This window comes from Flavobacterium sp. UBA7663, from assembly GCF_002483315.1.
GTDB lineage: Bacteria > Bacteroidota > Bacteroidia > Flavobacteriales > Flavobacteriaceae > Flavobacterium.
Genome location: NZ_DLHR01000019.1, coordinates 13,322 through 37,964, shown reverse-complemented (window position 1 = coordinate 37,964; position 24,643 = coordinate 13,322). Strand labels below are relative to the sequence as shown.

At 32.3% G+C, this 24,643-nt stretch carries 24 protein-coding genes; 22 read left to right on the top strand and 2 right to left on the bottom strand.

All coding sequences use genetic code 11. From position 1 onward, the window contains the following. Positions 1-3: 3 nt before the first annotated feature. The 6 genes from atpH to B2741_RS07455 all read left to right on the top strand — a co-directional run bounded on the left by atpH (position 4) and on the right by B2741_RS07455 (position 6,646). The gene (gene atpH / locus B2741_RS07480) at positions 4-537 is read left to right on the top strand and encodes an ATP synthase F1 subunit delta (protein WP_133608826.1); all 534 of its coding nucleotides are present in this window, start codon (positions 4-6) and stop codon (positions 535-537) included. A 23-nt stretch (positions 538-560) separates the two neighbouring features. After that, positions 561-2,138 (top strand): F0F1 ATP synthase subunit alpha, encoded by a 1,578-nt coding sequence (atpA, locus tag B2741_RS07475; protein WP_153201107.1) that lies wholly within the window; start codon positions 561-563, stop codon positions 2,136-2,138. 73 nt (positions 2,139-2,211) lie between these two features. Then, entirely contained in the window at positions 2,212-3,069 is an 858-nt protein-coding gene (gene atpG, locus B2741_RS07470) for an ATP synthase F1 subunit gamma (protein WP_026725480.1), read from the top strand. A 95-nt stretch (positions 3,070-3,164) separates the two neighbouring features. Continuing rightward, positions 3,165-3,713, top strand: a complete 549-nt coding sequence (locus tag B2741_RS07465) for a hypothetical protein (protein WP_291137070.1) — start codon at positions 3,165-3,167, stop codon at positions 3,711-3,713. A 160-nt stretch (positions 3,714-3,873) separates the two neighbouring features. Beyond that, on the top strand, positions 3,874-6,216 hold the full coding sequence (locus tag B2741_RS07460; protein ID WP_291137067.1) for a S9 family peptidase: 2,343 nt from the start codon (positions 3,874-3,876) through the stop codon (positions 6,214-6,216). Between the two features lies 1 nt (position 6,217). Beyond that, positions 6,218-6,646, top strand: a complete 429-nt coding sequence (locus B2741_RS07455; RefSeq protein ID WP_291137064.1) for a GNAT family N-acetyltransferase — start codon at positions 6,218-6,220, stop codon at positions 6,644-6,646. Here the strand turns inward: B2741_RS07455 and B2741_RS07450 are convergent. Continuing rightward, a complete protein-coding gene (locus B2741_RS07450) occupies positions 6,643-8,724 on the bottom strand; it encodes a prolyl oligopeptidase family serine peptidase (protein WP_291137061.1) in 2,082 nt (693 codons plus the stop codon). The two genes, B2741_RS07455 and B2741_RS07450, sit on opposite strands and share 4 nt — an antisense overlap. Before the next feature lie 108 nt (positions 8,725-8,832). On the opposite strand from B2741_RS07450, the gene B2741_RS07445 reads away from it, so the two are divergent. The 12 genes from B2741_RS07445 to B2741_RS07390 all read left to right on the top strand — a co-directional run bounded on the left by B2741_RS07445 (position 8,833) and on the right by B2741_RS07390 (position 18,889). After that, positions 8,833-9,288 (top strand): hypothetical protein, encoded by a 456-nt coding sequence (locus tag B2741_RS07445; RefSeq protein ID WP_291137058.1) that lies wholly within the window; start codon positions 8,833-8,835, stop codon positions 9,286-9,288. 30 nt (positions 9,289-9,318) lie between these two features. Then, positions 9,319-10,779: a lipopolysaccharide biosynthesis protein gene (locus B2741_RS07440; RefSeq protein ID WP_291137055.1), complete on the top strand. Its 1,461-nt coding sequence runs from the start codon at positions 9,319-9,321 to the stop codon at positions 10,777-10,779. Between the two features lies 1 nt (position 10,780). Beyond that, positions 10,781-11,215 (top strand): dUTP diphosphatase, encoded by a 435-nt coding sequence (gene dut / locus B2741_RS07435; RefSeq protein WP_291137052.1) that lies wholly within the window; start codon positions 10,781-10,783, stop codon positions 11,213-11,215. 124 nt (positions 11,216-11,339) lie between these two features. Then, complete coding sequence (locus B2741_RS07430) at positions 11,340-12,350, top strand: sugar phosphate nucleotidyltransferase (protein ID WP_291137049.1); 1,011 nt, start codon at positions 11,340-11,342, stop codon at positions 12,348-12,350. Further along, positions 12,351-13,718, top strand: a complete 1,368-nt coding sequence (locus B2741_RS07425; protein ID WP_291137046.1) for a tetratricopeptide repeat protein — start codon at positions 12,351-12,353, stop codon at positions 13,716-13,718. Beyond that, entirely contained in the window at positions 13,719-14,483 is a 765-nt protein-coding gene (locus B2741_RS07420) for a DUF4292 domain-containing protein (RefSeq protein ID WP_291137043.1), read from the top strand. Between the two features lie 46 nt (positions 14,484-14,529). Beyond that, the gene (locus tag B2741_RS07415; RefSeq protein ID WP_291137040.1) at positions 14,530-15,765 is read left to right on the top strand and encodes a murein hydrolase activator EnvC family protein; all 1,236 of its coding nucleotides are present in this window, start codon (positions 14,530-14,532) and stop codon (positions 15,763-15,765) included. A gap of 76 nt (positions 15,766-15,841) precedes the next feature. Beyond that, positions 15,842-16,789 carry a 2-hydroxyacid dehydrogenase gene (locus B2741_RS07410; protein ID WP_291137037.1) on the top strand — a complete coding sequence of 316 codons (948 nt, stop codon included), beginning with the start codon at positions 15,842-15,844 and terminating at the stop codon, positions 16,787-16,789. Between the two features lie 120 nt (positions 16,790-16,909). After that, the gene (locus tag B2741_RS07405; RefSeq protein WP_111566344.1) at positions 16,910-17,251 is read left to right on the top strand and encodes a TM2 domain-containing protein; all 342 of its coding nucleotides are present in this window, start codon (positions 16,910-16,912) and stop codon (positions 17,249-17,251) included. A 3-nt stretch (positions 17,252-17,254) separates the two neighbouring features. Further along, the gene (locus tag B2741_RS07400) at positions 17,255-17,668 is read left to right on the top strand and encodes a DUF2752 domain-containing protein (RefSeq protein ID WP_291137033.1); all 414 of its coding nucleotides are present in this window, start codon (positions 17,255-17,257) and stop codon (positions 17,666-17,668) included. Then, positions 17,665-18,111, top strand: coding sequence for a DUF4870 domain-containing protein (locus B2741_RS07395; RefSeq protein ID WP_291137030.1), 447 nt, complete (start codon positions 17,665-17,667; stop codon positions 18,109-18,111). The genes B2741_RS07400 and B2741_RS07395 overlap by 4 nt, the downstream gene beginning before the upstream one ends. Then, complete coding sequence (locus B2741_RS07390; protein WP_291137027.1) at positions 18,095-18,889, top strand: M48 family metallopeptidase; 795 nt, start codon at positions 18,095-18,097, stop codon at positions 18,887-18,889. Before B2741_RS07395 ends, B2741_RS07390 begins: the two co-directional genes overlap by 17 nt. 1 nt (position 18,890) lies before the next feature. Here the strand turns inward: B2741_RS07390 and B2741_RS07385 are convergent, their stop codons facing one another. Beyond that, a complete protein-coding gene (locus B2741_RS07385; protein ID WP_291137024.1) occupies positions 18,891-20,681 on the bottom strand; it encodes a GNAT family N-acyltransferase in 1,791 nt (596 codons plus the stop codon). Between the two features lie 196 nt (positions 20,682-20,877). Between B2741_RS07385 and B2741_RS07380 the strand changes: the two genes are divergently transcribed. The 4 genes from B2741_RS07380 (at position 20,878) to B2741_RS07365 (ending at position 24,589) form a co-directional block, all read left to right on the top strand. Continuing rightward, positions 20,878-21,639 (top strand): exodeoxyribonuclease III, encoded by a 762-nt coding sequence (locus B2741_RS07380; protein WP_291137021.1) that lies wholly within the window; start codon positions 20,878-20,880, stop codon positions 21,637-21,639. Positions 21,640-21,725: 86 nt separating this feature from the next. Then, a complete protein-coding gene (locus B2741_RS07375; protein ID WP_291137018.1) occupies positions 21,726-22,691 on the top strand; it encodes an OmpA family protein in 966 nt (321 codons plus the stop codon). A gap of 100 nt (positions 22,692-22,791) precedes the next feature. Next, positions 22,792-23,832, top strand: coding sequence for an aldo/keto reductase (locus tag B2741_RS07370; RefSeq protein WP_291137015.1), 1,041 nt, complete (start codon positions 22,792-22,794; stop codon positions 23,830-23,832). 73 nt (positions 23,833-23,905) lie between these two features. Further along, complete coding sequence (locus tag B2741_RS07365) at positions 23,906-24,589, top strand: hypothetical protein (protein WP_291137012.1); 684 nt, start codon at positions 23,906-23,908, stop codon at positions 24,587-24,589. The last annotated feature ends 54 nt before the right edge of the window (positions 24,590-24,643 follow it).

The window sequence follows — 24,643 nt, the reverse complement described above, 5'->3', positions numbered from 1 at the left end:
ATCATGGCAGGAACTAGAGCAGCAATTCGATACGCTAAAGCCATTTTGGACATTGCCCAAGTGAACAACAGCACACAAGCTGTAAATTCAGACATGACTTCAATTGTTAACGCAATTAAAGACAGCGCTGAGTTAAAAGATTTCTTGCAAAGTCCAGTTGTTAAAGGTGAAATTAAATTTTCGTCTTTAAACGAAATTTTTGCTTCTGCTCAAAAAGAGACAAAAGGATTATTTCAATTGCTTTTAGTAAACAAAAGATTTGAATTATTAAACGATGTTGCTTTACAGTTCAATGCTTTATACGATGAACTTAACGGAATTGAGATTGCAAAGGTAACTACCGCTTTCCCAATTACACCTGAGTTAGAAGCTAAAGTATTGGCAAAAATTGCATCGTTTTCAAATAAAAATATTACCATTCAAAATATTGTAGATCCAGCTATCATTGGTGGATTTATTTTAAGAATGGGCGACAAACAATACAATGCATCTGTGTCAAGCAGACTGCAAAATTTAAAAAGAGAGTTTAGTAATTAATATACCATTAAAGATATATCAAAATGGCGGAAATTAAACCTGCTGAAATTTCAGCAATATTAAAACAACAATTATCAGGTTTTGAATCTGGTGCATCGTTAGAAGAAGTTGGAACAGTACTTCAAGTTGGAGACGGTATCGCTCGTGTTTACGGATTATCAAACGCTCAATACGGAGAGTTAGTACAATTCGAAAACGGATTAGAGGCTATCGTATTGAACTTAGAAGAAGACAATGTTGGGGTGGTACTTTTAGGACCATCAACAGGAATCAAAGAAGGTTCAACAGTAAAAAGAACACAACGTATTGCTTCTCTTAAAGTAGGAGAACAAATGGTAGGTCGTGTTGTAGATACTTTAGGTAACCCAATTGATGGTAAAGGTCCAATCGGTGGTGAGTTATACGAGATGCCATTAGAAAGAAAAGCTCCTGGAGTTATCTTCCGTCAACCAGTAACTGAACCATTACAAACAGGAGTAAAAGCAGTTGATGCTATGATTCCAGTAGGTAGAGGTCAACGTGAGTTGGTTATTGGTGACCGTCAAACTGGTAAATCAACAGTTTGTATTGATACCATCTTAAATCAAAAAGAATTTTACGATGCAGGAAAACCTGTATTCTGTATATATGTTGCAATTGGGCAAAAAGCTTCAACTGTAGCAGGAATCGCAAAAATGTTAGAAGAAAAAGGTGCAATGGCTTATACCGTTATTGTTGCTGCAAATGCTTCTGACCCAGCTCCAATGCAAGTATATGCTCCTATGGCAGGTGCTGCAATTGGTGAGTATTTTAGAGATTCTGGTCGTCCAGCTTTAATTGTTTATGATGATTTATCTAAACAAGCTGTAGCTTACCGTGAGGTGTCTTTATTATTAAGAAGACCACCAGGACGTGAGGCTTATCCTGGAGACGTTTTCTACTTACACTCTCGTTTATTAGAAAGAGCTTGTAAAGTAATTAACAACGACGAAATCGCTAGAAACATGAACGATTTACCAGATTCTATCAAAGGAATCGTTAAAGGTGGTGGTTCGTTAACAGCGTTACCAATTATCGAAACTCAAGCGGGTGACGTATCTGCATATATCCCAACAAACGTAATTTCGATTACAGACGGACAGATCTTCTTAGATGGTGATTTATTCAACTCTGGAGTTCGTCCTGCAATTAACGTAGGTATTTCTGTATCTCGTGTGGGAGGTAATGCACAGATTAAATCAATGAAAAAAGTATCTGGTACTTTAAAATTAGACCAAGCACAATTCCGTGAATTAGAAGCTTTCGCGAAATTTGGTTCTGACTTAGATGCGGTTACTTTAAACGTTATTGAAAAAGGAAAAAGAAACGTTGAAATCTTAAAACAAGGTTTAAACTCTCCTTTTACAGTAGAAGATCAGGTGGCTATCATTTATGCAGGTTCTAAAAACTTGTTAAGAAATGTACCAGTTGTAAAAGTAAAAGAATTTGAAAAAGATTTCTTAGAATACTTAAACGCTAAACACAGAGATACATTAGACGCACTTAAAGCAGGTAAGTTTGATGACGCTATCACTGACGTTTTAGAAAAAGTAGCGAAAGAAATTTCAGCAAAATATAATTAATTTTCAGTGAAAAGTGAATAGTGATTAGTGAAGAGCTAATTACTATTCACTAATTACTAATTACTATAAAAACATGGCAAACTTAAAGGAAATACGTAATAGGATTACTTCTGTTTCATCTACGATGCAAATTACATCGGCGATGAAAATGGTTTCTGCTGCAAAATTAAAAAAAGCGCAAGATGCTATTACAGCAATGCGTCCGTATGCAGAAAAACTTACTGAGCTATTACAAAACTTAAGTGCAACTCTTGAAGGAGAAGTTGGTGGTGCTTTTACAGCTCAAAGAGAAGTAAATAAAGTACTTATCGTTGCAATTACTTCAAACAGAGGTTTGTGTGGTGCGTTTAATACGAATGTAATTAAACAAGCAAAAGCAGTTGCTGATACATATGCAGGAAAACAAGTAGATATTTTTGCTATTGGTAAAAAAGGAAACGACGTTTTGCGTAAAACAAACAACGTAATCGAGGTTAACAATGTTATTTTTGACAAATTAACTTTCGAAAATGCTTCTGATATTGCACAACAATTAATGGATAAATTTGTGAAAGGCGATTACGATAAAATCGAAATCGTTTACAACGAATTTAAAAATGCTGCAACTCAAATTGTAAGAACACAACAGTTTTTACCTTTAGCTCCAATTGTGGGTGGCGAAGTAGTAGCTTCTGATTATATTTTTGAACCATCTAAAGAAGAAATTGTGTTGACATTGATTCCGAAATCATTAAAAACACAATTATACAAATCGATTAGAGATTCATTTGCAGCAGAACACGGAGCACGTATGACAGCAATGCATAAAGCAACCGATAACGCTACAGAATTAAGAGACCAATTAAAATTAACCTACAACAAAGCGCGTCAAGCAGCTATTACAAACGAAATCTTAGAAATCGTTGGTGGAGCAGAAGCTTTGAACAACTAATTTTAATTTAGATATTATAAAAAGTCCCGATTTACTCGGGACTTTTTTGTTTTATATTTGTGATATTAATTTTGATAAAATCAAACATTTGTCCAATGAATAAGTTGTCAATCATTCTGCTTTGTTTTAGTTTTTTAAGCTGTATTAAAAATGAAAAACTCGATAATAATGAGTCTAGTATTTTTTTTGACAGTTTTAAAGAGTTGAACAAAAAAAACTATGATTTTAGTAAAATTAAGTATATTGCTATTGGCGATTCATTAGCGTACAATAATTGGATAGAGGACAGTGGTGTTGATACGATTAAATTAAAAAAATATTTAAATACAAAAAATCTATTCTCATTAAATACAATAAAAAATATCGAAAATTATCCAATTTTTGAAAAATATAAAAAGTTTGATTTTAATGAATATTTTATTTACAAAAGAAAGAATACAAATTCAAATTTTAATGAATATTATACCCTGAACTTTAATCGATGTCAGTTACTCTCAATTCAATTTGTAATTTTTAATGAAAGAAAAGATAGGGTTCTTATTTCACATAGTTTGGATTGTACATTTGGATCTATTGATATTTATTCAAAAATAGAAAATAATAAATGGATTTTTTTAAAGAATATATCAAAGGTATCTAATTAGTATAATTGTCATATTACTAATCAGACAATGTAATCAGATAGCGCATAATTACATTCCGTGCCCAAAAGAAATATTCACCACACCACAAATTCATTTAACAAAACCTTTTTTCCCTCATTTACTTTTATTGGTATATTTGTAAGTAACAAACTATTTTCCAATGAAAAAATATTGCTGTTTCTTCTTACTACTTTTCACCTTTTTTGGTAATGCTCAAAATCTTCGTTTAGAAGACATCATGAAAGGCGACGAATTCATCGGGCACCAACCCGAAAATCACCGTTGGTCTATCGATGGACAAACCGTTTTATTTGATTGGAATCCGAATAATGAAGTCGATAACAGCACCTATTTTTGGAACAAATCGAGTAAGTCGCCTCAAAAAGTAACGACTTCAAATCCTATTTATGATTTGGATTTTATGTCTACACAGAAAGATTATGATGTTGTGTATTATACCAATCAAGGCGTTTTATATGCGTATACCAAATCCACAAAAAAGACAAAAAAAGTAATTCAATTAGCAGATAGAATTGCTTCTGTTCAAAGAAGTAGTGATCCTAATATTATCTTTTTTCAGCAAAATCGTAATGTATATCAATTCAACACCAAAGATTTTTCGATTGTTCAATTAACGAATTTTAGAACCGGAAAAGAAAGTAAATCATCAAAAGAAGAAGATTCATTTCTAAAAGATCAACAAAAAGAATTGTTTCAATTTGTTCGTGATGAAGCAAAAGCAGACGATTGGTATGAAACGCAATCCAAATCCAAAAAAGAGAAGTTTCCAAAAGAAATTTTCTATGACAAATCATCGTTAGAACAAGTAAAAGCATCGCCTGATGGAAAATTTGTAACCTTTAGAATTTCAGATTATCCAAATCAGCCATCTACAAATGTTGAAAATTTCATCACCGCTGATGGATTTACGCGTCAAGAAAAAGCAAGGGCAAAAGTCTCATTTGATAATTTCAGTAAGCACAAATTCGGAATTTTCAATGTAAAAAAAGATACTACGTATTACGTTTCGTTTTCCAATTTATCAGGCATCAAAGACGCACCAAAATATTATCAAGAATATGAGGATTTAAAAGGCGATTCGGAATACGATATTCCTGTAGTAATGCAAAGTCCGGTGTATAGCAAAGATGGAAAAAATGCTGTTTTAGAAATCAGAAGTCAAGACAACAAACACCGTTGGATGGTACAATTGGATTTAGTTTTAGGAAAAATAACCGAGTTAGATCATCAATATGACGAAGCTTGGATTGGCGGACCTGGAATTCCGGGTTATAGTTTCAGTAGCGGAACTTTAGGTTTTATTGATAATTCAACCATTTATTTTCAATCGGAAGCAACTGGTTTTTCGCATTTGTACACGTACAATTTAAAAACCAAGAAAAAAGAAGCATTAACAAAAGGTAATTGGGAAGTTCGAAATGTTCAATTATCGAATGATACCAAATCGTTTTATATCACAACTACGACAACACATCCGGGCAACAGAAGTTTTTACAAATTGGACATCGCTTCCAAAAAAATGACCGGAATTTTAACGAATGATGGCAACTACGAAGTAGAATTATCTCCAGATGAACAAACACTTTTGGTGCGCTATTCGTATAAAAACAAACCATGGGAATTGTTCGTTGGTGCTAACAAACCGAATGCCGATTTGAAACAAATTACATTTTCAACTACGCCTGAATTCAAAAAATACAACTGGAAAACACCAGAAGTTATTACATTTAAAGCAGAAGATGGAACGACAGTCTACGCACGTTTGTACCAACCAAAAGTGGAGAACAAGAACAAAGCGGCAGTCATTTTTGTACACGGCGCTGGTTATTTGCAAAACGCACACAATTATTGGAGCACGTATCACAGAGAATTCATGTTTCACAATTTGCTTACTGATTTAGGTTACACGGTTTTAGACATCGATTACAGAGCCAGCGATGGTTACGGTCGCGATTTTAGAACGGGAATTTACCGTCATATGGGCGGAAAAGATTTATCCGACCAATTGGATGGGAAGAAATATTTGCTTCAAAATTTAGGAATTGACGCCAACCGAGTAGGAATTTACGGTGGTTCGTATGGTGGATTTATTACATTAATGGCTTTATTGACAGAACCTGGCGAATTCAAAGCTGGAGCCGCGTTACGTTCAGTTACCGATTGGGCGCATTATAATCACGGATACACGTCAAACATTTTGAATTTTCCAGAAACCGATCCTGAAGCGTACAAGAAAAGTTCTCCAATCTATTTTGCGAATAATTTACAAGACAAATTGTTAATGTTACACGGAATGGTAGACGATAACGTACAATTCCAAGACATTGTTCGATTAACACAACGATTTATCGAATTAGGTAAAAAAGACTGGGATTTAGCCGTATTTCCAGTAGAAGCCCACGGATTTAAAAGAACGTATTCTTGGGTTGACGAATACCGAAGAATTTTAGACTTATTCAACGAAAATCTATTAAAAAAGTAAAATGCCACAGTTAATTGAATTAGGAACTAAAGCCGAAATGTTAGAGCAATTATCCATCATACAACAATTGTATCCCGATTATACGCTTGAAATTTATGGCGATTTGCTAGACAAAATGATTCCACACAATTACAAACAATTAATTGTAGTGGAAAACGGAATAACAATGGGTTTAGCTGGGTTTTGGATTGGTACTAAATTGTGGTCTGGCAAATATTTAGAATTAGATAATGTGGTGGTGCACGAAGATTTTCGTTCCAAAGGAATTGGTAGTATCATGACCGAATATCTAAATCAAAAAGCAATCGATGAAAATTGCAATATGGTTGCTTTAGATGCTTATACGACTAATTTTGGAGCACAAAAATTCTATATGAATCATGGTTTTGTTCCCAAAGGGTTTCATTTTGTAAAATATTTGAAGGATTAATTATTCAAGTATTCCCAAATAAAACTATAAAATTCGCTTTGTTGTTTTACTCTTTTCTCGTAGCTTGAAATGTTTCCAGAATGACCAGCCGTTTTATTTACTTTCAGATAAATTGGATTTTTCTGTGCAGTTCTATTTTGTAATCTTGCTACAAATTTATAGGATTGAAATGGTGGCACTCTATCGTCGTTTTCAGAAGTAATAATTAAACAAGTTGGATAATTTACATCTTCTTTAATCGTGTGATAAGGCGAATAAGAAATCATAGATTGAAATTCTTCTTTGTTATTTGGATTTCCATATTCATCAAAATGATGTATTCCAGAAGTGTATTTATCAAGAGTAGCCATATCTAATCTTCCCATTTCAGAGACTACTACTTTGAATAAATCAGGGCGTTGTGTCATTGCGGCACCCACAACTAATCCGCCATGCGAACCACCATTAATGGCTAATTTGTTTGGATTGGTATATTTTTCTCGAATTAAAAACTCAGCAGCATCCACAAAATCATTAATCGAATTGATTTTTTTCAATCCTTTTCCTTCTTTGTGCCAGTTTTTTCCTTTTTCGCCACCACCTCTAACTTTCGCAAAGGCATAAACACCACCTTTTTCTAAAAAATGCAATAACCCAGTGTCATAATTTGGGCTGCTAACACTTCCAAAACCGCCATAAGCTCTTAATAAAGTGGGATTATTTCCATTAAGCTCAATTCCTTTTTTGTGAATAATAACTATCGGAATATCTTTATTATCTCTACTCTTATAAGTAATCGTTTTGGTTTCAAAATAGTTAAATGGGAATAAGGTTGGTTTTGGTTGAATAAAATCATTAAAATAAATATCGTTAGCTCCAGTAGTAATATTTAACTTGTAATTTAATGAAGAAATAGTGTACGAATAAAACGTAACAAAAAGTTCATTTGTTTTTTCGTCATAAAATCTAATTTGAAAATCCATATTGTGTGGTGCTTCAAATTTTCTGATAAATTTCCCAGTATAATCGTATATAGACATATAATATTTGCCCATATTGTCATACTTGCAAATAATATAATTTTCTAAAAAAGTGGCGTCAATTAGTAAATGAGAATATATTTGAGGAATTAAAACAGTACTTTCTGTTCTATTATTTATATCAAAATAACTGATGTTTCCCCATGGGTATTTTTCATCAGAAAAGTAGAATTTATCGTTAATAATATTTAAAAGTTCAAGATTACTTTTGTCGTCTTTTATGAAGTTTTTAAACTGAAATAGTTCGTTTTCAATAGTGGTGTAATAGTAGTTTTTAGTTGTTTCATCTTCGCTTGTTTCAACAACAAATAATTTATTTTGTTTGGTAAAAAAACTAAAGTTTGACTTTGTATTTGAAGTGTCAAAAACCAATTGGTCTTTACTTTGAATATCTCCAATTTTATGATAGTATAACTGATATGTAGAATCTTTTGCAAAGAACTCTTTGTTTGAATTTTTCTTGTAAAAAATACCTCTGTCGCCATTCCAAGCAACATTAGAAAATTTAATATCGGTTAAAACATCATCAAGATATTTTTTATTGGTAAAGTCTTTAAATTTAATTTCTTGTCTATCACTCCCATTCGGACTAATTTTAAAAGCCAAATATTTAGCATTTTTGGAAGGAAAATAACCAGATAAAACCACATTCGCATCTTTGTAAACATCAAAAGGATCAACCAACGGTTTTCCTAAATCATTTAAACTTTCTCTATAATATAAAACGCTTGGTTTGTTTTTATCGATTCTATAGGTGTTGTAAAAATACTTCCCTTTTTTACTAGGCAATCCATTCGTAGATAAATAATCATAATCTTTTATTTTGAATGAAAAATTATAATTTCTAACTAATTCTGATAGTTTTTCTTCGCTAATATTGTTTTGTAAAGTTACCCAATCGGCAACTTCTTTATCAGAAGTGTTTTCTAACCAAGCATAATCGTCTTGTATCGTAATTTCGTGTTTTGAAAGCGTTGAGGAAACTTTTTTTGTCTCAATTTTTTGTTGAGAAAATACGGTAGAAGTAACAAAAAGAAGTAAAAATAAAAATCGTGTCATAATCTAACAAATAGTATTGCGAAAGTATTAAAATATTATGCTAAACAATACTTTTGGACTGTTTTTTGCAATAATAATTTCAGTAACTTTATCAAAACGAAATTTATCATGATTCAATATATTTTATACCTATTCTTTGCCACAACATTAATCTCTTGTAACACAACTGAAACAATAGTGCAAGAAAACAATTTATCTACATCTTACGAAACTTGGGTTGCTGGTGTTCGAGGTGGTGGAAGCGGGATCAATTTTTATGTTGATTTAAAAACCGAATTAAGTAAAGAAATCGAACTAAAAAAAGTAATCTTTAGAGGACATGAAGCGCCTTTTGAAAAACAAGATGCGTTACATTTCATTGCAAGAATAAAGACTGAGGGCAATCAACAAAAGTTTGAAGGTGATGATACCAAAATTTACACCAGTACAAAAAACGCTTTAACCTTAGCCGAAAACGAAGCCGTTTTAATTTTCTTAAAAAACGGAAAAGAAATTCGTCAAACTATTAAAGAAGTTAAAGAAAAACCAATGTTGCTTTATCCTTCGGCAAAACCAAAGTTTTAATTACATTTGTTATTCTAAAACCAAAGGAAATTGAGTCTTTACAAAAGTCTTTTTAAACAAACAGCGATTTATGGCATAGCAACCGTTTTGCCAAGAATTATCAGCTTTATTCTAAATCCAATTTTTGTCTATTATCTAACCGATAAAGAAAAAATGGGTGAAGTTTCCGTTATTTTTTCCTATTTGGTTTTCTTCAACGTAATCTTATCTTACGGAATGGAAACAGCTTTTTTCCGATTTTATAATTCTGAAAATGATAAAAATAAAGTAATTTCTACATCAACAATTTCGCTTTTTTGGTCAACGATAGGATTTTTAGCATTGTTCCTTTTGTTTCGAAAAGATTTAGCACTTTGGTCAGAAATCAATGTGGAATACATTGTTTTTACCATTTGGATTTTAGCTTTAGATGCTTTGGCAATTATTCCGTTTTCCAAAATTAGAGCTGAAGGTCGTCCGATAAAATATGCGGTGATTAAGATTTCAAGCGTATTAATCAATTTGTTGTTAAATGTTTTCTTTTTGATTCTTTTACCCGATTTAGCAAATGAATCATCAAATCCGTTATTACAAACCATATATCATGATGATTTTCAAATTGGATACATTTTTGTTGCAAATTTAATTGCAAGTTTGATTACATTACTTTTCATTTTACCTGATTATTTCAAAATTAAATGGCAATTTGATGCTGATTTGTGGAAGAAAATGATGCAATACGGTTTGCCTATTTTAGTGGCCGGAATTGCCTTTGCTATAAATGAACATTTCGACAAGATTTTGTTAGATTGGATGGAAGTCGACATGGCTGATATTGGAGCCTATTCTGCTTGTTACAAAATCGGAATGTTTATGGTGTTGTTCCGAACCGCTTATTCTTTAGGAATTGAACCGTTTTTCTTCAGTCACGCAAAAAATGAAAATGCACCTCAAACGTATGCTACGATTACAAAATACTTCGTCATTTTTGGTTCGTTTATTTGCTTAGGTGTTATCGTTTTTGCTGATATTTTAAAATTAATTTTAGTTCCAAAAGACATTTATTGGGATGCGATGGATGTTGTGCCATTAATAGTTTTAGCCAATTTCTTTTTAGGCATTTACACGAATTTATCCGTTTGGTATAAATTAATTGATAAAACCAGAATTGGCGCTTATATTTCAATTGTTGGAGCAATAGTAACTTTAGTTTTAAATTTACTTTTAATTCCAATCATAAGTTATATGGGTTCTGCAATTGCTACTATTTTGGCTTACGGAACCATGATGTTCATTTCATACTATATGGGACAAAAAAAATATCCAATTCCATACGATAAGAAATCAATTTTTACTTATTTAGGATTAGCAATAGTGCTTTCGGGAATTTCATTTTATGTGCCAATTTTACGCGAAACTTACTTATTCGGAATTGCATCTATCTTGTTTTTTGCTTACTTTGTATACCGAAACGAAAAAGAAACCATTTTAACGATTATCAGAAGAAAATAATATGCAAATCAAAATCATCAATAAATCAAATCACGAGTTACCAAACTACGAAACCATCGCTTCGGCAGGAATGGATTTACGCGCGAATATCTCAGAATCAATTACATTAAAATCATTAGAAAGAACCATCGTAAAAACCGGACTTTTCATTGAATTACCAATCGGTTTTGAAGCACAAGTTAGACCAAGAAGTGGTTTAGCAGCCAAAAAAGGAATCACCGTATTAAATTCACCAGGAACAGTCGATGCCGATTATCGTGGAGAAATTGGTGTGATTTTAGTAAATTTATCCAATGAAGATTTCGTAATCGAAAACGGAGAACGCATCGCCCAATTAATCATCGCCAAACACGAACGCGCTGAATGGCTTGAAGTAACTGAATTGTCAGAAACTTCAAGAGGTGAAGGCGGTTTTGGTAGTACTGGAGTGAAGTAAAGCCCCCTAACCCCCAAAGGGGGAATTGACAAAATTGTGTAAATAGTTAAATATAAATTGAATTAATTAATAAAATCCTATTGACCCCTAATAGGAATTCCCCTTCGGGGGTTAGGGGGCTAACATGAAAATAATCGTACCAATGGCAGGTCGTGGTTCACGCCTTCGCCCACATACCTTAACCATTCCAAAACCATTAATTCCAGTAGCTGGAAAACCAATAGTTCACAGATTAGTGGAAGATATTGCCGGAGTTTTAAATCAGAAAATAGACGAAGTTGCGTTTATTATTCACGAGAGTTTTGGTAAAAAAGTAGAAGAAGATTTAATTGCCATTGCTCAAAAATTAGGTGCAAAAGGAACTATTTATTATCAAAACGAAGCCTTAGGAACAGGTCACGCGATTATGTGCGCCAAAGATTCTTTGAGTGGTCCAGCTGTTATTGCTTATGCAGATACATTAATTCGTGCGGATTTTGATTTGGATACTTCTGCCGATAGCGTAATTTGGGTAAAACAAGTCGATCAACCTGAAGCTTTTGGTGTGGTAAACTTAGATGCTAATGGAGAAATTATCGAATTGGTAGAAAAACCAAAAGAATTCGTATCCGATTTAGCGGTTATTGGAATTTACTATTTTAAAGATATTGCTGTTTTGAAAAACGAATTGCAATCGGTACTTGATAATAACATTATTCATGGTGGCGAATACCAAATTAACGATGGTATTAAACAAATGATGGCAAAAGGCATGAAATTTGTACCAGGTAAAGTGGACGAATGGATGGATTGCGGAAACAAAGATGTTACAGTGGAAACCAACACGAGAATGTTAGGTTTTTTACATAACGATGGCGAAAATTTAGTTGCTGCTGATGTGAAGTTAGAAAATTCAACTATTATTCCACCATGTTACATTGGTGAAGATGTGGTGTTGATTAATACAACCGTTGGTCCAAATGTTTCATTAGGAAAAGGGTGTCACGTAATTGATTCAACCATAAAAAATAGCTTGATTCAAACACACGCACATATCAAAAATGCCAAATTAGACAACGCTATGATAGGGAATCATGCTAGTTTTGATGGCAATTTTACAAGTATTAGTATCGGAGATTATTCGGTTTTAGAATAGATGATAAAAAGAAAACACATAGCTTTTTTGGCGTTCCTGCTTTTTAGTTTTGGGAATCACTTGTTTGCGCAAGATAATCCCGATGCGATTGCTTTGGTGGACGACCAATTGGAGAATAATTTTTACGAAGCTGTAAAACAACGCGGCATCGAAAATTACGATAAAGCTATTGTGGCAATTCAAAAATGTATTGAAAAAGATTCAAAAAATGCGGCTTTTCAATATGAATTAGGCAAAAATTATTTGAGCCTAAAAAATTATGTTGATGCCGAAAGTGCTTTCAAAAAAGCAGTTGAGTTAGACAACAAACAACGTTGGTATTGGAACGGATTGTACGACGTGTATTATCAAACTAAAGATTATCAAAAATCGATTCCGATTGTAGAAAAATTAATTGAGTTTGATACTAACATGAAAGAAGATTTGGTTTCGCTTTACATGAATACCAACCAACATGGAAAAGCGTTAGAATTGTTGAAAGACATGGAATCGAAATCCAAGTTGACCAGTACAATGGAATACTATAAATTGAAGATTCAAGAATCAAATGCTTATACAAAACCACAAAAAGAACAATTAGAAGAAGCAATTAAAAAGAATCCAAAAGACGAACAGAATTACATCGACTTAATAGTTTTATACTCGAGTTTCAATCAGGAAGACAAAGCTTTTGAAGTGGCAAAACAATTGGAAAAAGAAATCCCAAATTCCGATTGGGCACATGTAAGTTTAGTGAAATTTCATTTGAATAATAACGATGGAACGAATGCGTCAAAATCTATGTTTAAAGTTTTGGATAACGATAGAATGGATTTAAAAATCAAACATCGCGTTTTTAATGAATTTTTAATTTTTGCTGTAAAAAACCCAACATTTCTGAAAGATCTTGACAAAGCAATTCCTTATTTTGATAACGATAGAGAAATTAATGTAGCTAAAGAAGTTGCCAAATTTTTCTGGAAAAAGAACGATTTAGAAAATGCTTCGAAATATTTTGATAAAGGAATCAAAAAGAATTCTGATGATGTTGAAGCGATGGAATTGTACTTAGAAGTGTTAATTCAGAAGCAAGATTTTCAATTGGTAACCAAAAAAGCAGAAGAATATTTGGAGTCATTTCCAACACAAGTTGGGTTCTATTTTTATGCTGGTTTAGGGTACAATCAACTTAGAGAATATAAAAAAGCAAAGAACATTTTAGAAAACGGCTTGGATTTTGTAGTTGAGTTTAATCCTACAGAATCTGGAATTTACAACAATCGTTTCAATGTTAATTTTTACAAACAATTAATTATCAGTTGCGAGAATTTGAATGACAAGGTTAAAAAAGAAGTGTACACCAACAAATTAAAGCAATTACAAAAATAAATGAAGTCAATACTATCAGCCTTTTTAGTCGTTTTTTTAATCGGATGTAAATCTAAGCAAGCCGTTGCTACAGCCGCCGCAAATGAAAATACCGAAGTTTCAAAAGTAATCAAAGGTCATTATAAAAATGAACACGATTTTACTACGCTAAATATCAGAGCAAACGCTAAATACGAAGATGAGAAACAATCTCATTCTATGAATGCCGATATTCGAATTAAAAAAGATGAAATCATCTGGATAAACATTAAGTTTTTCGGAATTCCAATGGCAAAAGCGATGATAACTCCAACAAAAGTGAGCTATTACGAAAAGATAAATAACACATATTTTGAAGGCGATTTCAGTATGTTAAGCAATTGGTTAGGAACCGACTTAGATTTCAATAAAGTACAGAATTTATTTCTTGGAAAATCAATTGACGATTTAACAAAAGATAAGTGGATTTCAGAAGTGGTGGATAAAATGTTCAAGTTGTCTTTACCTACGAATGCTGATGTTTCCAAAGAATTTTATTTTGAAGGCGCTAATTATTTATTAAAAAAAGAAACAATAACTCAAGCAAGTAAAAACCGAAATTTAGAAATTCGTTATCCTTCGTTCAAAGAAGAAAAAGGAATGTTTTTACCAAATGAAATCAATATTAAAGCGGAACAGAAAGACAAAGTGACTATCGATATTGAGTATAAGAACACAACATTTAATGAGAATTTGAGTTATCCTTATTCGGTGCCTAGTGGTTACACCGCAGTTGAAATCAATTAATTTTTTATTTAAGTAAAAAAACTACCTTTGTAAAAATCCTTGTTGCATGAACCAATTCATTAAAATCCTATTTTTCTTTTTTATTACAAGCCTATGTTTTGCCCAACCTTCTGAACAGCAAAAGTTAGAAGAGCGCAAAGCACAAATTCTGAAAGAAATTTCAGAAAATAAAGCACGTTTAGAAGCTGAAAAAAAGAAAGAAAAATCGGTTTTAAAACAGATTAGTCAGCAAAAAAACTTGATTCAATTACGTCAAAAATTACTCAATACAACGGCAAAGCAAACGCGTTTATTAAGTGACGAAATCTATTTAACACAGTTAGAAATGAACAAGTTAAATAGAGAATTAAAAGTATTGAAAGAAGATTACGAAAAAATGATTGTAAAATCATACAAAAGCCGAAACGAGCAAAGTAGAATTATGTTTGTACTTTCAGCAGAAAATTTTCTTCAAGCATATAAACGAATTCAGTATATGAAACAATATGCAGGATTTAGAAAAATGCAAGGGGAAGAAATCAAGGATAAACAAAACAAACTAGTAGTCGCTGAAAAACGATTATCGGAAAGTAAAAAAGAAAAAGAAGTTGTTTTAGCTCAAACTGAAAAAGAAAAGCAAGAGTTAGAAAAAGAGAAGCAAGAACAAGAGCGTTTAGCAAAACTAATTCAAAAAGACAAAAAGAAAATATCGGCTGAAATTAGCAAAAAGCAAAAAGAAGCAAAAGATATTGATGCGAAAATCAAAAAATTAATTGCCGCAGAAATTGCTGCTGCTAATAAACGAAATGCTGCAAAAACAGGAACAACAGCTCCAAAAGCAGGAACAACGGCTGCATCAAAATTTGTGTTATCTGCTGAAGGAAAAGTAGTTTCAGATAATTTTAAAGCCAATAAAGGTAAATTGCCTTGGCCGGTTGTTGATGGTTATATTTCATTAAAACATGGCGATCAACCGCATCCAGTTCATAAAAATTTAACCATTCATAACAGTGGTGTTGAAATTTCTACAAAACCAGGTGCTTCGGCAAGAGCTGTTTTTGGTGGCGAAGTGTTGCAAGTTCAAGTAATTTCGGCAAACAACAAAGCAGTTTATATTCAGCATGGAGATTTTATTACTGTTTATTTGAATTTATCTTCTGTTAGCGTAAGCAAAGGTCAAAAAGTGACAATCAAACAAAATATCGGAAAAATCCATACCGATTCTTCTGGAAGTGCGGTAATTAAGTTTTTAGTATTACAAAACACAACAACACTAAATCCAGAATCTTGGTTAAACTTATAAAATGAAAATGAGGTCTAAATGGCCTCATTTTTTTTGAATCATAATTTCTTGTACTTTTATATTTCAATAGAAAATCATGAACGTAGCACAAATCAAAATACTTCACATCGATAGCAATCATCCTTTGCTTTGGGAACAATTAGAACAAGCGGGTTTTCATAACGAAGCCGATTTTACTTCATCCAAACAAGAAGTAGAAGCCAAAATTGAAAACTACCACGGAATTGTCATTAGAAGTCGATTTAAAATTGATAAAACGTTTTTAGATAAAGCTACTAATTTGCAATTCATTGCTAGAGTTGGTGCTGGTTTAGAAAGTATCGATTGTGATTACGCTAAAACGAAAGGAATTCATTTAATTGCTGCTCCAGAAGGAAATGCTAATGCAGTTGGCGAACACGCTATCGGAATGCTATTATCACTTTTTAATAATCTAAACAAAGCCAATAATGAAGTAAAATCCGGTCAATGGAAACGAGAAGCCAATCGCGGACACGAATTAGAAGGAAAAACTATCGGAATTATCGGTTATGGCAACATGGGGAAATCATTCGCCAAAAAATTACGTGGATTTGATGTAACGGTTTTATGTCATGATATTTTACCGAATATGGGAAATGAAAATGCAACTCAAGTACCATTATCCGAACTTCAAGAAAGAGCTGATGTTTTAAGTTTGCACACACCTTGGACACCCGAAACCGATAAAATGGTAAATTCGGATTTCATAAATAAATTTAAAAAACCATTTTGGTTGATTAATACAGCAAGAGGAAATTCAATAGTAACTGCGGATTTGGTTGAAGCATTACAATCAGGTAAAATTTTAGGCGCCGGTTTAGATGTTTTGGAATACGAAAAACTATCTTTCGAAACCTTGTTTGAAGGTGAAAAACCCGCCGCTTTTGAATATCTTTTACAAGCTGAAAATGTATTACTAACACCACACATTGCGGGTTGGACTTTTGAAAGTCATCAAAAATTAGCACAAACCATTGTAGATAAGATTTGTAAGATTTATTAATAATGTTTGTAACATTTGACTTTGTTGTCGACTAATAAAGAAAATATTTTTATATTAGCATTTTATGGCGCATCCGAAAAGCCTTACGAGTAGGAGACAACTAAAACAAACAATTTTACAATGGAATCACAAAAAGTAGACATGTTCATGATGACGAACGCGAAATTTTTCGAAGGTCATCAATTAAATGCAATCAGAGAACGTTTATTACAAATGGATGACGATAAATGGCCAATGGTACAAACACTTCAGTTTAAAGACCCAACAACTTCTTTATTAATTTCAATTTTTGCTGGAGCTTACGGAATTGACCGTTTCTATATCGGTGATACTGGTATGGGAGTTGGAAAACTACTTACTTGTGGTGGTTTAGGAGTTTGGGCTATCGTGGATTGGTTTTTAATTCAAGGGGCTACCAAAGAGAAAAACATGGAATTATTCAACAGAACTTTTATGTTCTAATAAATGAATAAAAACAAGCTATATCTATTTCTTTTATTCGCTTGTTTTGTAGGGTATAGTTGGTTGCTTTTTTCGTTGCAACACGAACACGAAATTCAAAGTAAAGAATTTACCGTTTGTTTGTTTAAAAAAGTAACCACTGTTCCTTGTCCTTCTTGCGGAACTACTCGTTCTGTAATGCAATTTTCACACGGAAATTTTCTTTCAGCAATTTTAATCAATCCTTTTGGTATAATTGTTGGGCTAATAATGATTGTAGCTCCCATTTGGATTAGCTATGATTTCATTCAAAAAAAGGAAACTTTTTACACCGCTTATTTAAAAATTGAAACTATACTCAGAAAACGAAAAGTCGCTATTGTACTTATCGTTCTGGTAATAGCCAATTGGATTTGGAACATTAAAAAAAATCTATGATTACAACAGCAAAATTTAATTATCAACCTCACGAATCGGAACTAGAACGTGCATCAAATAGCTATTTGATGTCATTAGTAGCCGTAATTGGTGGTTTGCCATTGCCTATTTTAAATTTGATGGCAAGTATTTTCTTTTATTTAGGAAACCGAAAAAGTACGGCGTTTGTAAAATGGCATTGTACACAAGCTTTGGTTTCTCAATTAGGCTTGTTTTTCTTCAATAGTGCTGGTTTTTGGTGGACAATGTCTATTCTTTTTCAAGATGGAGAGGCAACCAATTACTACCTTGCTTACATTATTACGTTAGTGGTTTTTAACTTAATTGAGTTTTTCTTTACTTTAATTATCGCGACTAAAGTAAGAAAAGGACAACACACTGAATTCTTCTTTTTTGGAGATGTTACTAATTTAATTTGCAAAACGAATGAAGGTATTAAGTAAAGGATTAGTTATCGTAGCACTATTTTTTGGTGTTTGGATGTTGTTATCGCAAATTGATTTTGTGAAGCATTTTAAAGTAAAAGAAGCCAAAACAGGAACTGAAAAAACACTAGGTGATATCATTTGGAACGAAATTGAAGATACAGAAACCATCATTTTTGATGATTCAATTGTGAATACTTTGGATTCCTTATTATTGCCAATCTGTAAAGAAAACGCCATCGAAAGAGACAGTTTAAAAGTACACATCATTGACAAAGATGAAGTAAATGCTTTTGCTATGCCTGATAATCATTTGGTGGTTTACACTGGTTTAATCAAAGCTTGTAAAAACGAACAAGCGTTATTAGGTGTTTTAGGTCACGAAATTGCTCATATTGAAGGTAATCATGTGATGAAAAAGTTGTCGAAAGAAATTGGTCTTTCCGTTTTATTATCGATTACAACGGGTTCAAATGGTGCGGTTTTAAGTGAGATTTTAAAAACACTTTCATCATCAGCTTACGACAGAAGTTTAGAAACCGAAGCCGACATGCAAAGCGTGAAATATTTGCTTAACGCGAATATCGACCCAAGACCATTTGCTGATTTTCTTTACGAATTATCCGTTGATAATGAGTTACACAAATATACCTATTGGGTTTCCACGCATCCCGAATCAGAAGCGAGAGCCAAAACCATTTTGAATTATCTAAAAGGTAAAAAAATAAAGTCAAAGCCTATTTTAACTAAAGAAGCTTGGGAAGATTTTCAACAAAAAATAAAGGATAACAATTAAGTTATCCTTTCTCTTTTCTTTCCAATTCCGCTTGAAACTCTTCCATTACGGGTTTCATGGTGCTTTCAGGAATATCAGATATTCGAATATACATTAATCCGTCAACCGCATTATTAAATAGTGGGTCTACATTAAATGCAACCACTCTTGCGTTTTGTTTGATGTATTTCTTAATTAAAACCGGTAAACGTAAAGTACCAGGTTCTAGTTCATCTATAATCTTATCAAATTTATTTAAGTCCGATTCTGTTTCGTTAAAAACAAAATCTTTATCAGCGTCTTTCAGTTTTACTTTAAATTCTTTTTTCGGATGCACATATTGCGCAATGTATGGATCGTAGTAATGTGACTTCATAAATTCAATCATCAACGATTTTGAAAACTCAGAAAACTGATTGCTAATACTTACGCCACCAATCAAATATTTGTGTTCAGGATAATGTAAAGTCGTGTGAACGATTCCTTTCCATAACAAGAACAATGGCATTGGTTTTTGTTGGTATTCTTTGATAATGAACGCTCTACCCATTTCGATAGATTTGCTCATCATATCATACAATTCAGGTTCAAAACGGAACAATTCATGTAAATAAAAGCCGTCAATTCCGTGTTTTGGATAAATATGAGAACCTAATCCCATTCGATAAGCGCCAGCAATACATTGCGCTTCTTCATCCCACAAAAACATATGATGATAATATTTGTCGTAAGGATCTAAATCCAATGATTCGTTCGTTCCTTCTCCTACTTCTCTAAACGTAATTTCTCTTAAACGACCAATTTCGTGTAAGATATTCGGAATTTTATCTGCAGTTACGAAGTAAACTTCATAATTTTTGCTTTGCAATAAACGGTAATCGCCTTTTTTTAGAAAATCCATCTCTTCTAAAATTTGGTCATGATTTGCCGGTTTCGCAATTTGCTTTGGCGATTTTGGAAGACTTAATTTTGGCAAATTAATTTTACTTTCATCTTCAAAAGCATTCGAAAGCATATAGGTTTTCTTACGTAAGAAATCGCCATACGCTTCAATATCTTGGTATTCGTTTTGTTCTGCTACCGAAATAGGTTTTCCTATACGAACTTTAATTACTCTATCTTTTTGTGTTAGTAATTCACTTGGTAATTTTGCAGTTCTAAGTGTATCATTTATTTTAGATAAGAAGTAAAACAATCTACTATTCTTAGCATGAAAATAAATAGGAATAACCGGAACTTGTGCTTTACGAATGACTTTGATTGCACCTTCTTCCCAAGGTTTATCTACGACTAACTTACCATCTTTATAAGTAGAAACTTCTCCAGCAGGAAACATTCCTAAAGGTTTACCATCACTTAAATGACGTAAGGTTTCTTTGATTCCTACCACACTCGATTTAGCATCTTTATGATTCTCAAACGGATTAACCGGCATAATGTACGGTTTCATCGGTTCAATTCGGTGCAATAAAAAGTTGGCGATAATTTTGAAATTCGGTTCTCTTTCAAGCATTAATTTCAAAAGTAAAATACCGTCAATTCCGCCAAGTGGATGATTAGATATCGTAATATAAGCGCCGTCTTTTGGTAAACGTTTTAAATCTTCTTCTGGGATTTCAAATTTGATTTGGAATTCATCTAAAATAGCATTCAAAAATTCCAATTCACTCAAATGTTTGTTTCGGTCATAAATTTTGTTCAGCGAAGAAATCTTAAGCACTTTCATGAGCAACCAGCCCGAGAAAGTCCCGAAAACGCCATATTTGTCGGCATTAATTGCCTTTGCAACTTCTTTAGCAGTAACTAAACCCATTTATAATTTGTTTATTGAGCAAGAAACAAAGATAAGAATTTTGATGAATTTTCAGCACTTTTCATTTGGTAATAAAAAAGGCTATTTTGTTATATTTTTTAGTAGCTTGATAGTTAGTGAATTATGAAATCGATGAAATCTAATCTTTATTTTTAAAAACCTTTTTCTTATATTTGGTCAAAAGCTATAGTAGTAAATGAAAATCATATCATACAACGTTAACGGAATTCGAGCAGCTATAACCAAAGGTTTTTTAGAATGGTTGCAACAAGCAAATCCCGATGTTATTTGTCTTCAAGAAATTAAAGCTACAGAAGACCAAATCCCAAAATTAGAAATTGAAGCAGCAGGTTATCCGTATCAATATTATTTTCCAGCGGAGAAAAAAGGGTATAGTGGTGTAGCTATTTTGTCAAAAATCGAACCTAAAAAGGTGGTTTTCGGAACAGGAATCCAACACATGGATTTTGAAGGAAGAAATTTGCGTTTGGATTTTGAAGACTTATCTGTAATGAGTTTGTATCTTCCATCTGGCACAAATATTGATAGATTAGATCATAAGTTCATGTTCATGGACGATTTTCAAAATTATATCAATGAGTTAAAGAAAGAAATTCCAAACTTGGTGATTTGTGGTGATTATAACATTTGTCATGAAGCAATTGATATTCATGATCCAATTAGAAATGCTAAAATTTCTGGTTTTTTACCGGAAGAGCGCGCTTGGTTAGATGGTTTTATGAAAAGTGGATTTGTAGATACTTTTCGTCATTTAAACAAAGAACCACACAATTACAGTTGGTGGAGTTACAGAGCCAATGCTCGAAATAATAATAAAGGCTGGAGAATCGATTATTGTTTGGCAGCCGAACCTTTGAAAGATAAAATTCAAAGAGCATTAATTTTGCCCGAAGCCAAACATTCCGACCATTGCCCAGTTTTAGTAGAAATTAAATAAAAGTTCAATTACAAGTTCAAATTCAAATATCAACTTCAAAACACAAACCTGAAATTTGAAAATCAATTATAAAAACAAAAAACAAAATGATTAGAAAAATTGCCCTTGCTTGCGTAGTTTTAAGTTTAACTACTTCATGTGTTTCTAAAAAAATCTACCAAGATTTAGAAAACAAATATGCCGATTTAAAGAAAGAACACAACGCTTTATCAGATGAAAACGGATTGTTAAAAACAGATAAAAATCAGTTAGAATTAGATAAAAACAATTTACAAACGGAATTAGATAAAACCAAAGCGGAACGCGATAAATTAGCATCAGATTATGCTGCTACGAAAAAGAATTTAGACAATTTGAAAGCGTCTTATGCTGCGCTTGAAAAAGACAGCAATGATGCTTTAGAAGCAAATATTAATAAAAATAGACAATTGTTAGCTGAGTTAGAAGCCAAACAAAAAGCGTTAACTGCAGAGCAAGATCGATTGAATAAACTGAAAAAAGATTTAGAAGCTTCTTCAACTCGTTTGGCTGAACTAGAAAAAATGATGGCAGACAAAGAAGCGGCTCTGAAAAAATTGAAAGAAACTTTATCAAAATCGTTAAAGGCGTTTGAAGGTAAAGGTTTAACTATTGAAAATAGAAATGGAAAAATTTATGTTTCGATGGAAAACAAGTTACTTTTCGAATCGGGAAGTTGGACAGTGGGTGCTGAAGGAAAAAAAGCCGTGGATTTAGTTGGTAAAGTTTTAGGAGATAATCCAGACATTTCTGTATTAATTGAAGGACATACAGATGATGATAAAATCACAGGAACTATTGGTGGTGGAGTTGAAAATAACTGGGATTTATCTACAAAACGTGCCACAGCTATTGTAAACATTTTATCACAAAACAAAGCTATTGACAAGCGCAATTTAACTGCTGCTGGCCGTGGAGAATATGCACCTTTAATGAGTAATGAAACCGCAGAAGGAAAAGCAAAAAACAGAAGAATCGAAATCATCTTAACACCTAAGTTAGATGAAATTTCTAAAATGTTGAATGAACTATAACATTTCATAAAAGATTGATAAAAAGGCTTGAGTTCAAAATTCAAGCCTTTTTCTTTGGTTTAAACTTTGTAACTTTGGATTTTAAATTTTGAAATTGAAAATGAACTATACGACACTACCAAATACCCAACTAAAAGTCAGTAAAATTTGCTTAGGAACAATGACTTTTGGGAATCAAAATACCGAAAGTGAATCGCACAGTCAATTGGATTATGCCATTGAAAAAGGAATTAATTTTATTGATACTGCCGAAATGTATCCTATTGGCGGAAACGCTCAAATTTTTGGAAGTACAGAACGTCACATCGGAACTTGGATAAAGAATATAGGTGCTTCAGAACGCGAAAAACTGGTTTTAGCCACTAAAATTGCGGGACCTAATCGCGGAATGGAATACATTCGTCAACCGTTGGATTTTTCGAAAAAAAGTATTCACGAAGCGGTAGATTTGAGTTTAAAAAACCTTCAAACGGATTACATTGATTTATATCAAATGCATTGGCCAGAACGCATAATGAACATGTTTCAAAAACGTGGTGTTCAGGAATTAGACCCAAAATGGCAAGACAATATTTTTGATGTGTTAACGGTTTACGACGGATTAATCAAAGAAGGGAAAATCAAACATATTGGACTTTCAAATGAAAATCCGTGGGGAGTAATGCGTTTTTTAATGGAAAGTGAAAAACATGGTTTACCAAGAATTGCAACCATACAAAATCCATTTTCTCTATTAAATCGATTGTATGAAGTTGGTTTATCGGAAATAGGAATGCGTGAAAATGTTGGGTTATTAGCGTATTCCCCTTTAGGTTTTGGATTTTTATCTGGGAAATATTTGAATGGTTATCCTGAGAATTCTCGTATGAAATTGTTTCCTAATTTCGTTCGTTATACCAATGAAAACTGCTTTAAAGCAACCAAACTATACAAAGAATTAGCAGAAGCTAACGGTTTAACGTTAACGCAAATGGCGATTGCTTTTGTACATCGTCAAAAATTTGTGACTTCAACTATTATTGGTGCTACAACTATGGAACAATTGCAAGAAAACATTCAAGCTTTCGAGACTGTTTTATCAGACAAAATTGTGGCTGAAATTGAAAAAATTCAGGAATTAATTCCAAATCCGGCACCTTAAAAATTAACAAATTTTATTTAGTGAAACCAGTTTTTTTAAATATTTTTGTTTTTTTAATTATAAAAATTATACAATGTTGAAAAAATATAGCGTTTTTGTAAGTTTATTTTTTTGTTTTTCACTTAATATGTTTTCACAAACTCTTCCAACTATAGATGATGTTTCTAAACTCAGAAATTGGAATTATGGTTCAGAGATAGATGATAAAAACTCAAATATTGCAGGGTCTCAGTATTTTGAAGATCGTTTTTTAACGGCTAGAGTTTCACTTTTGGACAATAAAGAATTGGAAATTAGATACAATGCTGTTAAAGATGAGATGGAATATAAGAACGAAGGAAAAGTTTTTAGATTGAATAAAAAAGATAGTTTAATAGTTGTTTTTAAGTCTGGAAATAAAATTTATGAATACATGGATTATATTTTCAAGAAAAAATCGGAAAAAGGTTATTTAGTTCGTAAAACAAATTTCAAAAAAACAGATTTATTTGTTAAAGAAATTATTTCTTTTGTTCCTTATAAAGATGCCGCAAATCCTTATGAGCAAGCAACACAAGCTCATTATAGAAAAGATAAAAACGTTTATTTTATTAAACTTGATATTGGGGTTGTTGAGATTCCTAAGAAGAAAAAGGAATTTTTAAAATTATTTTCTGAAAACCAAGAAAATATTGATAACTTTTTAAAGTTAAATAAAGTAGATTTAGATGATGAGAATGATTTAATTTCAATAGTTCGATTTATAAATACAATTTAATTTATAAAATTTTTAAACAGAAATTTTTCCTATAACTATCAATATAAGAATATA